We start from the raw sequence: 12,304 nt of genomic DNA, 5'->3' as shown, positions 1-12,304 counted from the left end.
TTGGAGATATAATGACCAAGATAGATATTATTTCAGGATTTTTGGGAGCTGGTAAGACAACTCTTATAAAGAAGCTTTTAAAGGAAGCACTTGCAGGAACTAAGGTAGTTCTTATTGAAAATGAATTTGGTGAGATCGGAATTGACGGCGGATTTTTAAAGGAAGCCGGAATTGAGATCACAGAGATGAACTCAGGCTGTATCTGCTGTTCACTTGTAGGTGATTTTGAGACTTCACTTAAGCAGGTTATGGAGCAGTATGCACCTGAGAGAATTCTTATCGAGCCTTCAGGAGTAGGTAAGCTTTCAGATGTTATGAGAGCTATCCAGAATATTGCAGATACTTCAGATGAAATGGAACTTAACAGCGCTGTTACTGTTGTTGATGTTTCAAAGGCAAAGGTTTATATCAAGAACTTCGGTGAGTTCTTTATTAACCAGATTGAGAATGCCGGAACAATCATCCTTACAAGAACAGACAAGGCTGATCAGAAGAAGATCGAAGAGGCGGTAGAGCTTATTCGTAAGCACAACGAGAAGGCTACTATCATCACAACTCCACTTAATGAGATCACAGGAAAAGAAATCCTTGATACATTTGAGGGCAACAATGACCTCGAAGCAGAGCTTTTAAAGCTTGTAATGGAGCAGGAACAGGAACATCATCACCACCATCATCACCATGGAAGCCACAAGACTGTTGCTGAGGACGGCTCAGTAGTTTACAGTGCACACCACGATGATGACGACGATGACGAGTGCTGCTGTCACCATCACCATGACGACGATGAAGAGCATGAGTGCTGTCATCACCATGATCATGATGAGGATGAGCATGAACATGAGCATCATCACCACCACGATCATGACGAGGATGAGCATGAACATGAGCACCATCATCACCATGATGCAGCAGATGTATTTATCAGCTGGGGCATGGAGACACCTCTCAAATATACAGAGGATGAGATAAAGGGCATGCTGGCTCAGCTCGAGAATGATGAGAGATTTGGTATCGTTCTTCGTACAAAGGGCGTTGTTCCAAGCACAGACGGATCATGGATCGAGTTTGACTATGTACCTGGTGAAGCTGATGTTCGTAAGGGCGCAGCAGATGTAACAGGTAAGTTCTGCGTAATCGGATCTGAACTTAAAGAGGAGAACCTTGAGAAGCTCTTCCGTAGACTTTGATAGACAGAAGTTAAGCGATTATGATAAGGAGAAATGTTAAGCAACCTAAGATATTGACCAATGTGATTAAATGTGTTTAAATGTGTTTAAATGTGCTCGAAGGAGTAAGTTATTATGAACACATCAAATATCACAAATTACAAGCCAAAAGATTTTGCCGAACTATTGGGTGTTTCCGTTAAGACATTGCAGCGATGGGATAGGGAAGGAACTCTAAAGGCGAACCGAACTCCAACTGATAGGCGTTATTATACTTATGACCAATATCTTCAGTTTAAAGGTATAAACACAGAAAATGATAATCGTCAGATTGTTATTTATGCCAGAGTGTCTACAAGAAATCAAAAAGATGACTTACATAATCAGGTATCTTTTTTACGGCAGTTTTGCAATGCTAGAGGCATTATTGTAGACCAATGTATTGAAGATTATGGAAGTGGTCTAAATTACAACCGTAAAAAGTGGAATGAACTATTAGATGAAGTCATGGAACAAAAAATCAAAACTATCATAGTAACGCATAAAGACAGATTTATCCGTTTTGGCTATGATTGGTTTGCAAAATTCTGTATGAAGTTCAATACGACCATAGTGGTAGTAAACAATGAAGATCTATCACCACAAGAAGAACTAGTACAGGATATTGTTTCAATACTCCATGTGTTTTCTTGTAGGTTGTATGGACTTCGCAAGTATAAAAAACAAATAGAAAGGGATGAGGAAATTGCTAAAGAGCTTCAAAACGGAAATTAATCCGACAGCCGAGCAAAAAGTTAAAATCAGTAAGACTATTGGTACTTGTAGATATGTCTACAACTTCTATCTTGGTCATAACAAAAGCTTACATGACAAGGGTGAGAAGTTCATGACAGGCAAGAGTTTTAGTGTATGGCTTAATAATGAATATATTCCTAATAACCCTGACAAAGTATGGATTAAGGAAGCATATTCAAAAGCCGTAAAGAAATCTATTGAAGATGGATACACTGCTTTTACAAGGTTTTTCAAACATCAAAGTGCTTTTCCAAATTTCAAAAAGAAAGGCAAGTCAGATGTAAAAATGTATTTTGTAAAGAACAACCCAAAGGATTGTTGTTGCGAAAGACATAGACTAAACATACCGACTTTAGGTTGGGTACGTCTTAAAGAAAAGGGCTATTTACCTACAACTAAAGACGGATGGAAAATTAAAAGCGGTACAGTGTCCATTAGAGCAGGTAGATACTACGTATCAGTTCTTGTTGAAATTCCTAATGTCAAGATTGCCAATAATAGCAATGATGGCATAGGGATTGACTTAGGCTTAAAAGATTTGGCGATTGTTTCAAATGGGAAAACATACAAGAATATCAATAAGTCAGCAAGATTAAGAAAAATTGAAAAACAACTGCGTAGAGAACAAAGGTGTCTATCACGCAAGTATGAAAATTTTAAGAAAGGAAAGTCCACTCAGAAAAATATACAAAAACAAAAGCTTAAAGTACAGAAGCTTCATCATAGGATAGACAATATCCGTACTAATTACATCAATAAGACAATAGCTGAGATAGTGAAAACCAAGCCGTCTTATATAACTATTGAGGACTTGAATGTGTCGGGAATGATGAAGAACAGGCATCTTTCAAAAGCTGTTGCATCGCAGAAGTTTTATGAATTTAGAACTAAGTTAAAGACTAAATGTGATGATAACGGTATTGAACTTAGGATTGTAGACAGATGGTATCCATCATCAAAAATATGCCATTGCTGCGGTAATATAAAGAAAGATTTAAAACTTTCAGATAGAATTTATCGATGTGACTGCGGTTATGTTGAAGATAGAGATTTTAATGCAAGCCTAAATCTTAGAGATGCCAAAACTTACGAAATTGCATAACTAAAGCAAACGTAAGTATGTACTGTGGGCTATCGCAGGAATTTACGACTGTGGAGTGTACAAGAACTTGTGAGTAGCGTATTGCTTGCAATCGCCAAAGCATACACGTTGAAGCAGTAAGAAGTATCCGTGAGGACTTCAATTTCTCGATGTGTTAAGTATATTTAAACACATTTTGAGTGGCAGAATTAATTTGAAACCAGTATATATAATCAATGGCTTTCTCGACAGTGGAAAGACAGATTTCTTTAGATATACAATTGCACAGCCTTACTTCAGGACAAAAGGCAAGACTCTTTTGATCGTCTGTGAGGATGGAGAGAATGATTATGAGGAAAAGCTTCTTAAATCCACAAACACTGTTATTGAGAAAATAGAAGACGAGGAAGACTTTAATCCGGATGCGCTTATTGCACTTGATGCAAAGCACAATCCTGAGAGAATCCTTGTTGAGTATAACGGAATGTGGAACTTTAAGAACTTAAAGCTCCCTGTAATGTGGAATCTTGAGCAGCAGATAACAGTAATAGACGCTTCAAGTTTTGAACTGTATTTCAACAACATGAAGTCTCTTCTTGCAGAGCAGATCAGAAATTCTGACCTTATTTTATTCAACCGCTGCGATGGAATTGAGGACCTTGCTTCTTATAAAAGAAATGTTAAGGCTATCAACCAGAAGGCTGATATTATCTTTGAAGATAAAAATGGTGAAGTGGACGTAACTCTGGATGAGGATCTTCCTTTTGACCTTAATGCTAATCCTATCGATCTCAACAACTATGGTTATGGAATGTTCTATCTTGATGCTCTTGACCATGTTGACAGATATGAAGGTAAAACGGTCAGATTTAAAGGTATGGTGCTTAAGCCAACAGAGTTCCCTGAGAACCGCTTTGTTCCTGGAAGAATGGCAATGACATGCTGTGCGCAGGATATGCAGTTTTTGGGCTTTGCATGTGAGTATGACAAGGTGGCTGATCTTAATGAAAAGGATTGGGTCCTTGTTACTGCAAAGGTTGAGAAGCAGTATGTTGAGGAGTATCAGGGCGAAGGACCTGTTCTTAAGGCTATATCAGTCGAAAAGACAACAGAACCTGATAATCCGGTAATAGATTTTTCAAATCCGGAACAATAAGTAGTTTTTGGGGGATTGTCGTGTTTGATTATTTACCACATCAGTGGCTTTTTCTATTCTATCTATACAGCTTTTTTGGGTGGTGCTTTGAGTCCACTTATGTATCTATATTAAATAAAAGGTTTGTAAACAGGGGCTTTATGCGAGGCCCCTTTTTACCTTTATATGGCAGTGGTGGGATAATGATGCTTGTTGTATCAAAGCCCTTTTATTCCAATATACTTTTGGTCTATCTGGCAGGGTGCGTTGGAGCTACAGCCCTTGAATACGTTGTGGGCGTTTTGATGGAACTGCTTTTTAAGGTTAGATACTGGGACTATTCGGATAAGTTCCTTAATATCAATGGGTATATATGTCTTGAATCCACGCTTGTTTGGGGATTTTTCACTGTTGTTTTCACGCATTATCTTCAGATTCCTGTGGAAAACTTCATAATGTCCATACCTTACAATTTTCTCACTATTTTTACAACGGTGCTAACTGTTTATGTGAGCTGCGATTTTATGGTGGCGTTTAAGACAGCTATCGATCTTAGAGATTTCCTTGTGTATATGGAAAAAGCCAAAGAAGAAATGGGAAGAATGCAGAAGAGACTCGATGTTATCATTGCCTTTAAGGGCGAGGATGTTCGCGAGACCATTGGACAGAGAGTAGATGGCATAAGTTCCGGAATCGGCAGCAGAGTAGAAGTTTTGAGCTCCGGAATTGGCAGCAGAGTAGATGTACTTAGTGGAAAATTGGAAAAATCTTTCGCCGGTTTAAAAGAAAAGCTTTATCATGATCCTTCTCCAAGCATGTTAAATGTAAGAGAAGAGGTTGGCGAAATGTATGCAAAGTACCGTATCCTTATGGATAGGCTTGCTCCAAAACCAATAAGAGGCTTCTTTGAATGGTACAGAAACAGGACTATTCTTGGTAACCCCGGAATGGTTTCGGGTAAGTTTAAGACAAGCTTGGAAGAGATAAAAGAAAAAGCTGCAAGCTTTAGAAAGAAATGATCATTAGGATATTTGAAACTAAAAATATATTGACAGTTTGCGATATTTCATCTAATATATTGTAGAGTATGTGACAAAAGGCTTTCCGTGTCTAGCCTTAGTCATTATCATCACTAAAAATACAAATAGTTATAATATTCGGAGGTAATTATGGCAAATATTAAATCCGCCAAGAAGAGAGTTTTAGTTAATAAGAAAAAGGCTGAGAGAAATCAGATCATCAAATCAGCTGTAAAGACAGAAATCAAGAAGGTTCGTGCTGCTATCGAAGCTGGCAACAAGGACGAGGCTGCTAAGGCACTTCTTAACGCTACATCTGCAATTGACAAGGCTGAGTCAAAGGGTGTATTCAAGAAGAACACAGCATCAAGAAAAGTTTCTCGTCTTGCTCAGGCTGTAAACAAGATGGCTTAATCTTTTTTATAATGATATATAAATCAAAACCACGTGTCTTCTCACCGACATGTGGTTTTTTATTTTGTAAGAAAATGCTTTAATTCCTAAGGCTTGAGATTTTGGGCTTTAAGAGTTTTTTCGGGGGCTGAATTGTGGTATATTATGATGACAGGGTCAAATAGGGGCAAAAAATAATTTGGCCATTTCATCATCTATTTTTAGAAAGAGGATTTTTGCGTGGATCAGAGTAAGATTAGGAATTTTTGTATAGTAGCACATATAGACCATGGTAAGTCAACTCTTGCTGACAGAATGATCGAGAAAACCGGCGTTCTTACCAGCAGAGAGATGCAGAACCAGGTCCTTGATAATATGGATATAGAGCGTGAGAGAGGAATCACTATCAAGTCTCAGGCTGTAAGAATGATTTATAAGGCAAAAGATGGTGAGGAATACACCTTTAACATGATAGATACTCCAGGACATGTAGACTTTGGATATGAAGTATCAAGAAGTCTTGCAGCCTGTGATGGTGCTATTCTGGTTGTTGATGCAACACAGGGAGTTGAGGCCCAGACACTTGCCAACGTGTATATGGCTCTTGACCATGATCTGGATGTTTTCCCTGTTATTAATAAAATTGACCTTCCCAGTGCTCAGCCACAGGAGGTTAAGGACGAGATAGAGGATGTTATTGGAATTGAGGCGCAGGATGCACCTCTTATTTCAGCTAAAAACGGAATTGGAATTGAGGATGTATTAGAGGCAGTTGTTCACAAGATCCCTGCTCCAAATGGTGATTCCACCAAGCCTTTGACAGCCCTTATCTTTGATAGTATTTATGACTCTTACAGAGGCGTTATCGTATTTATTCGTGTAAGAGACGGTGTTATCAAAAAGGGCATGAAGGTGAAGTTCATGGCAACAGGTGCTGAGGCCGAGGTTGTAGAAGTAGGATATTTTGGCCCCGGAAGATTTATTGCCAGCGATGAACTTACTGCCGGAGATGTAGGTTACTTTACAGCATCCATCAAGAACATTAAGGATACACGTGTTGGTGATACAGTTACTGATTTTGTAAGTCCATGTGCAGAGGCACTTCCCGGATACAAAAAGGTTATGCCTATGGTGTACTGCGGACTTTATCCTGCAGATTCTGCGCATTATTCCGACCTTCGTGATGCCCTTGAAAAGCTCCAGCTTAATGATGCATCTCTTTTCTATGAACCGGAAACTTCTCAGGCTCTTGGATTTGGCTTCAGAGCAGGTTTTTTGGGACTCCTTCATTTGGAAGTTATTCAGGAAAGACTTGAAAGAGAGTATGATTTGAATCTTGTAACCACAGCCCCCGGCGTTGTTTACAAGGTTCATAAGACAGACGGAACAGTATTTGACCTCACTAACCCTACTAATCTTCCTGATCCATCTGAAATAGAATATATGGAAGAGCCTATCGTAAATGGCGAGATCATGGTTACAACTGATTATGTTGGTGCAATCATGCAGCTTTGCCAGGAGAGACGTGGTAAGTACCTCAGTACTGATTATATTGAGCAGACAAGAGCTATTCTTAAATACGAGCTTCCACTTAACGAGATTATCTATGATTTCTTTGATGCCCTCAAGTCAAGATCAAGAGGATATGCATCTTTTGACTACGAACTTAAAGGCTACGAGAGGTCTGAGCTTGTTAAGCTCGATATTCTGATCAACAGAGAAGAAGTCGATGCACTTTCATTTATCGTCCACAAAGACGGAGCCTATGAGAGAGGCCGTAAGATGTGCGAGAAGCTTAAAGAGGAGATTCCAAGGCATCTGTTCGAGATCCCTATCCAGGCAGCAGTTGGTGGCAAGATAATCGCAAGAGAAACTGTTAAGGCTTATCGTAAGGACGTTCTTGCCAAGTGCTATGGCGGTGATATAACACGTAAAAAGAAACTTCTTGAGAAGCAGAAGGAAGGTAAGAGAAAAATGCGCCAGATTGGTAATGTTGAAGTGCCACAGTCAGCTTTCCTTTCAGTTCTTAAGCTTGATAATACCGATTAAGATGAAAAATAATCTATCACTATATGTTCATATTCCTTTTTGTGTAAAAAAGTGCCTGTACTGCGACTTTTTATCTTTTCCTGCAAATGACGATCTGATAAAAAGCTACTTTGAGGCACTTAGGAGGGAAATTGTTATTTCTTCACCGGAATTTGTGGATTACGATGTCAGATCAATATTTTTTGGTGGAGGAACACCTTCATTTGTTGATGCAAAAGAGATATGTGACACGCTGTGCCTTATAAAACAACGCTTTAATGTGTCCGCGGACGCAGAAATAAGTATTGAAGCCAATCCTGCTTCTGCAATGAGGGAAAAGCTCTTTTCATACCGAGAGGCTGGATTTAACAGGCTTAGCATTGGAGCTCAGTCGCTGAATGATGATGAACTTAAAAAGCTCGGAAGGGTCCATGACAGCAGGATGTTCTATGAAACCTATGAAAATGCAAGAAAAGCCGGCTTTGATAATATCAACATCGACATTATGAGTGCGCTTCCTGACCAGAGCCTTGAGTCATACCTTGCTACAGTAAAAAAGGTGATCAGTTTAAAGCCTGAGCATATTTCAGCCTACAGCCTGATAGTAGAAGAAGGAACTCCATTTTATGATATGGAGCTCAGTCTTCCATCTGAAGAGCTGGACAGGGAAATGTACCATGAGACAAAGAGTCTTTTGGCTGAGAGCGGCTATCACAGGTATGAGATATCCAACTATGCTCTAAGTGAAAAGACAGAGTGTTTTCACAATAAGGTTTACTGGAAACGTGGCAATTACTTAGGCCTGGGCCTTGGAGCTTCCTCCATGGTAAAAAACACAAGGTGGAATAACATTACTGACATGGGTCAGTATAAAAGGACCTTTGAGAGCGATGCTGCTTTGGATTATAAGGAGAATGTGCAGGAACTCTCAAAAGAGGAACAGATGGAAGAGTTCATGTTCCTGGGACTAAGGCTTGTTGAAGGCGTGGACCTTGACCTCTTCAAAGATTGTTTTGATCGTGACATTTATGATGTGTATTCCGAGACGATTGAAAAGTATATTGGGATGGGACTATTGGAAACATATGATTCTCTTAATGAGAATGGAAACATGGCCCATAAACTGCGTCTGACTGACAGGGGACTTGACGTAAGCAATACAGTAATGGCGGATTTTTTACTGACTTAATTTTTTTTCAGAGGAGAATGTGGGATGAATTACAATTTTTTTGCACTTATATCCAGAATGAAATACATTGACAGATGGGCACTTATGCGAAATACAAGGGCAGAAAATCTCTGTGAGCATTCTATGGAGGTTGCGATCATAGCCCATGCTCTTTGCACCATTGGAAATGTACGTTACGGAAAGAACCTTGATGCTGACAAGGCTGCACTTATAGGTCTTTACCATGATGCGTCAGAAATCATTACAGGTGATATGCCTACTCCGGTAAAATATTTTAATGCAGATCTTAAAACTGCCTATAAGCAGGTAGAGACTATAGCAGATAATAAGCTTTTGGAAAAGCTTCCGGAAGATTTGAGACCTGTGTATGAAGAAATCTTCAAATCTTCTGAAGATGAGAATGAAGTTTATATGAGAAAGCTTGTAAAGGCAGCAGATAAGCTGTCTGCCCTTATCAAGTGTATAAATGAATTAAATGCAGGAAACAGCGAATTCAGGACTGCAAAAGAGAGTACCGGCAAAGCAATCAGAAGCTTATACCAGGACCTTCCTGAGGTTTTGGATTTTGTAAATGAGTTTTTGGCTTCCTACGGAAGTACGCTTGATGAACTCACATGATATGGATATTAATTGCTTTTTAGTTAAATTAGATTCATAATTATAGACATAACAATAATGAGGGGCTTTTTATATGTCAAAAATTGAGGATATCTTAAGAGAAGCAAAGGAAAATGGTGCATCTGACGTACATATTACTGTAGGTCTTCCTCCTAAGATGCGATTAAACGGCAAGCTTATCGCAATGGACAATTACGATAAGATGATGCCTGCAGATACTAAGCTTATTGCTGACGAAGTAATGAATGACAAGCAAAAAGAAAAGCTTGAAGAAAACGGTCAGCACGATATGTCTTTTTCTATTCCTGGAATAGGTCGCTACCGTTTAAATATTTTCAAACAGCGTGGTTCAATTGCTATGGCCTTTAGAGTTGTTGCGACTCAGATCCCCACAGCAGAGAGCCTTGGCATACCGGAAACTGTGGTAGACCTCTATCAGAAACAAAGAGGCCTTGTTCTTGTAACAGGCCCAACAGGAAGCGGTAAATCAACGACACTTGCTTCTATCATTGATATGATCAATAACAACAGAGAGGCGCATGTTATCACTCTTGAGGATCCTATCGAGTTTACCTATCAGCACAGAATGTCAATTGTAAACCAGAGGGAGATCGGAACTGATTCAAACAGCTATGCCAACGCACTTAGGGCAGCTCTTCGAGAAGATCCTGATGTAATCCTTGTGGGAGAGATGCGTGATCTTGAGACCATAAGTACTGCTATAACTGCAGCGGAGACAGGACATCTTGTTCTTTCTACAGTACATACAATAGGTGCGTCCAATACTGTTGACAGGCTCATAGATGTATTTCCTTCTCATCAGCAGCAACAGATACGTATTCAGCTGGCAGGAGTATTGGAAGCTGTTATTTCCCAGCAGCTCATTCCTACAACTGATGGCGTTTCTCGTGCAGCAGCCTTTGAAGTTCTCCATGTAAACAGCGCTGTCAGAAACCTCATCCGTGAAGGAAAGTCCCATCAGCTCATAACTTATATGCAAACATACCGCAAACAGGGCATGATGACCATGGATGACGCAATTCTTGAACTCTACCGCGCTCAAAAGATATCCCGTGAAAGCGCCCTTCAGTTCGCACAGGATCCTGACACCATGCAAAATAAAATGCTCAGATAAGAAAATGGCTACGTACGTAGCCATTTTTTTGCGTAGATTTTTGACTTGCGAATGGGGAGTTTTTGTTGTATAGTATGCAAGTTGGTTTAAATTGTTAATGCTCATTAAAGGTTTGCAAAGTTCTTTTGCAGGCTGATTACCCATATTTAATTTGATATTGAGAGAGGAAGTTTATGTTTAGTACGGTTACTTCGGGAGCTGTCAGGGGCATTTTGTCTTACCTTATTGAGGTTGAGGTGGATGTTTCGACGGGACTCCCTGGTTTTAGCATGGTTGGCTTTATGAGCGGCGATGTAAGAGAGGCTGGTGACAGAGTTAAGGTGGCGCTTAAAAATATAGGTGTTAAGATACCAGCTTCTAAGATCACGGTCAATCTGTCGCCTGCAGATATCAGAAAAGAAGGCATTGTGATAGATCTTCCAATGGCTGTTGCGATACTTATCGCCATGGGCGAGCTGGAAGAAAAATGCGTTAATGATATGGTTATCTTAGGTGAACTTGGTCTTGATGGAGAAGTTAAGCCGGTTAAGGGAATTCTTCCAATTGTTACTAAGGCAAAAGAGATGGGAATAAAGACAGTTCTTTTACCAAAAGATAATGCGATGGAGGGCGCAGTTGTCGATAATATCGGGATTATTGGGGTTGGGTCACTTCAGGAAGCAATCTGTTATCTTGCTGCGTCTGAAAATGAAAGGGATAGTCTCATAAAGCCCACAACTGTGAATGTCAGAGAAATATTTGAAAGGGATTTAGGCAAAGAAGAAGGCCTTGATTTTGCAGATATTAACGGTCAGGCTGCAGTTAAAAGAGCTGTAGAGGTTGCGGCAGCGGGCTTTCATCATCTACTTCTTGTGGGGCCGCCGGGATCAGGCAAGAGTATGGTAGCTAAAAGAATTCCGTCCATCATGCCAAAGCTTTCTTTGGAGGAGAGCCTTGAAGTGTCAACAATCTATTCTGTTGCCGGAGAACTTAAGGAAAATCAGGCGCTTATAACCAGAAGGCCCTTTATGAGTCCGCATCACTCCATAACTGAGACGGCTCTTACGGGAGGAGGCAATGTGCCACGCCCCGGCGTAATATCCCTGGCCCACAGAGGAGTTCTGTTTCTTGATGAAATGGCAGAATTTCCAAGGACTAAGCTTGATATGCTGCGCCAGCCAATGGAGGATAAGTTTATACATATAGCAAGAAGCAGAGGAACTTTTTCCTATCCTGCGGATTTTCAATTAGTTGGGGCGCTGAATCCTTGCCCCTGCGGGTATTATCCGGACAGAAACAAGTGTAAATGTACATCTAACGAGATCAAAAGATATCTTGGCCATATTTCAGGACCAATTCTTGACAGAATCGATATATGCGTAGAAGCGCCAAGGGTAGATATATCCGATCTTTCTCAGAAATCCAGAAGCTTAAATGAATCAAGTGAAACCATAAGACAAAGGGTGATGGCGGCCAGAAAAAGACAGGAAGAGCGATTTAGGGGAACAAATCTTAAGTTCAATTCTGAAATGTCACCCGGAGACATCCAAAAGTATTGTCCACTTGGGAATATTGAACAGTCGTATCTTGAGAGTGTCTTTTCTAAGATGGAGCTGAGCGCCAGAGCCTATCACAAAATTCTCAGGATTGCCAGAACCATTGCGGATCTTGAAAACAGCGAAAAGATAACAAGACTGCATATTATGGAGGCAGTAAGCTATCGAATGACAGATGGCAAATATTGGAGCCAAAGAGAGGAGTAA

The 12,304-nt window shown here is 40.0% G+C and carries 11 protein-coding genes; all 11 read left to right on the top strand.

Annotated features, from left to right (window positions below):
• Nucleotides 1-11: 11 nt before the first annotated feature.
• The 11 genes from E7303_RS07445 (at nucleotide 12) to E7303_RS07395 (ending at nucleotide 12,304) form a co-directional block, all read left to right on the top strand.
• Nucleotides 12-1,190: a GTP-binding protein gene (locus tag E7303_RS07445; RefSeq protein ID WP_292144567.1), complete on the top strand. Its 1,179-nt coding sequence runs from the start codon at nucleotides 12-14 to the stop codon at nucleotides 1,188-1,190.
• 129 nt (nucleotides 1,191-1,319) lie between these two features.
• The gene (locus E7303_RS07440; protein WP_292144602.1) at nucleotides 1,320-1,943 is read left to right on the top strand and encodes an IS607 family transposase; all 624 of its coding nucleotides are present in this window, start codon (nucleotides 1,320-1,322) and stop codon (nucleotides 1,941-1,943) included.
• Nucleotides 1,906-3,066, top strand: coding sequence for an RNA-guided endonuclease InsQ/TnpB family protein (locus E7303_RS07435; RefSeq protein WP_292144566.1), 1,161 nt, complete (start codon nucleotides 1,906-1,908; stop codon nucleotides 3,064-3,066). The genes E7303_RS07440 and E7303_RS07435 overlap by 38 nt, the downstream gene beginning before the upstream one ends.
• A 193-nt stretch (nucleotides 3,067-3,259) precedes the next feature.
• Nucleotides 3,260-4,201, top strand: a complete 942-nt coding sequence (locus tag E7303_RS07430) for a TIGR03943 family putative permease subunit (protein ID WP_292144565.1) — start codon at nucleotides 3,260-3,262, stop codon at nucleotides 4,199-4,201.
• 20 nt (nucleotides 4,202-4,221) lie between these two features.
• Nucleotides 4,222-5,199: a putative ABC transporter permease gene (locus tag E7303_RS07425; RefSeq protein ID WP_292144564.1), complete on the top strand. Its 978-nt coding sequence runs from the start codon at nucleotides 4,222-4,224 to the stop codon at nucleotides 5,197-5,199.
• A 150-nt stretch (nucleotides 5,200-5,349) separates the two neighbouring features.
• The gene (gene rpsT, locus E7303_RS07420) at nucleotides 5,350-5,613 is read left to right on the top strand and encodes a 30S ribosomal protein S20 (protein WP_022773104.1); all 264 of its coding nucleotides are present in this window, start codon (nucleotides 5,350-5,352) and stop codon (nucleotides 5,611-5,613) included.
• Nucleotides 5,614-5,832: 219 nt separating this feature from the next.
• Nucleotides 5,833-7,641 (top strand): translation elongation factor 4, encoded by a 1,809-nt coding sequence (gene lepA, locus E7303_RS07415; RefSeq protein ID WP_292144563.1) that lies wholly within the window; start codon nucleotides 5,833-5,835, stop codon nucleotides 7,639-7,641.
• A 1-nt stretch (nucleotide 7,642) separates the two neighbouring features.
• Nucleotides 7,643-8,809, top strand: a complete 1,167-nt coding sequence (hemW, locus tag E7303_RS07410) for a radical SAM family heme chaperone HemW (protein ID WP_292144562.1) — start codon at nucleotides 7,643-7,645, stop codon at nucleotides 8,807-8,809.
• Nucleotides 8,810-8,833: 24 nt separating this feature from the next.
• Nucleotides 8,834-9,427, top strand: a complete 594-nt coding sequence (gene yfbR, locus E7303_RS07405; protein ID WP_292144561.1) for a 5'-deoxynucleotidase — start codon at nucleotides 8,834-8,836, stop codon at nucleotides 9,425-9,427.
• Nucleotides 9,428-9,500: 73 nt separating this feature from the next.
• Nucleotides 9,501-10,562: a type IV pilus twitching motility protein PilT gene (locus tag E7303_RS07400; RefSeq protein WP_292144560.1), complete on the top strand. Its 1,062-nt coding sequence runs from the start codon at nucleotides 9,501-9,503 to the stop codon at nucleotides 10,560-10,562.
• 173 nt (nucleotides 10,563-10,735) lie between these two features.
• A complete protein-coding gene (locus tag E7303_RS07395) occupies nucleotides 10,736-12,304 on the top strand; it encodes a YifB family Mg chelatase-like AAA ATPase (protein WP_292144559.1) in 1,569 nt (522 codons plus the stop codon).

Source organism: Butyrivibrio sp., assembly GCF_015056685.1.
Classification (GTDB): Bacteria; Bacillota; Clostridia; order Lachnospirales; family Lachnospiraceae; genus Butyrivibrio.
This window is presented reverse-complemented; position numbering and strand designations above follow the sequence as displayed.

Excerpts from the sequence above, each read along its gene's own strand:
- E7303_RS07445 (WP_292144567.1), top strand. The coding sequence starts at position 12 with ATGACCAAGATAGATATTATTTCAGGATTTTTGGGAGCTGGTAAGACA.
- E7303_RS07435 (WP_292144566.1), top strand. The coding sequence starts at position 1,906 with ATGAGGAAATTGCTAAAGAGCTTCAAAACGGAAATTAATCCGACAGCC.
- rpsT (WP_022773104.1), top strand. The coding sequence starts at position 5,350 with ATGGCAAATATTAAATCCGCCAAGAAGAGAGTTTTAGTTAATAAGAAA.
- hemW (WP_292144562.1), top strand. The coding sequence starts at position 7,643 with ATGAAAAATAATCTATCACTATATGTTCATATTCCTTTTTGTGTAAAA.
- yfbR (WP_292144561.1), top strand. The coding sequence starts at position 8,834 with ATGAATTACAATTTTTTTGCACTTATATCCAGAATGAAATACATTGAC.
- E7303_RS07400 (WP_292144560.1), top strand. The coding sequence starts at position 9,501 with ATGTCAAAAATTGAGGATATCTTAAGAGAAGCAAAGGAAAATGGTGCA.
- E7303_RS07395 (WP_292144559.1), top strand. The coding sequence starts at position 10,736 with ATGTTTAGTACGGTTACTTCGGGAGCTGTCAGGGGCATTTTGTCTTAC.